This is a genomic window from Paenibacillus sp. alder61 (assembly GCF_020179875.1).
Lineage (GTDB): Bacteria > Bacillota > Bacilli > Paenibacillales > Paenibacillaceae > Fontibacillus > Fontibacillus faecis.
On sequence record NZ_JAIUDG010000062.1, the window covers coordinates 1 to 509 of the forward strand.

The 509-nt window shown below is 60.3% G+C and carries 1 protein-coding gene; it reads left to right on the forward strand.

The window, feature by feature from the left end; translation table 11 throughout:
- On the forward strand, nucleotides 1-509 hold a 509-nt coding region (locus tag LBW89_RS27390), incomplete at both ends, for an Ig-like domain-containing protein (protein ID WP_225040931.1).

The following is a 509-nucleotide window of genomic DNA, read 5'->3' on the forward strand; positions in this document are numbered from 1 at the left end:
CCGGGAACGCTCACGGACCGCAGCGGCAACCCGTTCGCGGGTATCCTGGGGTCGAGCGGGTGGACGTTTACGACCTGGAATGAGGCCCCGTATTATACGAGCCTGTGGCCGCATAACAGCGGTGCGGCATTACAGCCGGAACTGACCATTCTCTTTAGCGAAGCGATTCGGCTTGGAACCGGAGAGATTACGGTTTACCGGCAATCGGACGACCAAGTGGTGGAACGTCTGAGCGGCGGGAACGTGCGTCTGAGTGGAAGCGTGGCGATGATCAGTTTGAATGGTCCGCTGGCGGACGACACCTCGTATTACGTCCAAGTGAGCTCAGGGATGTTCCAGGATGGAGCGGGGCAGGGATTTGGCGGCATCTATGGCCCCGGATCGTGGAGCTTCCGGACGGTGGACCAAACAGCCCCGCAGATGGTGAGCAAGAGTCCGGAAGGCAGCGGAGCGGTGTTAGTTTCAGGGCTGAGCATGACGTTTAACGAACCGGTGCAGTGGGGAACGGG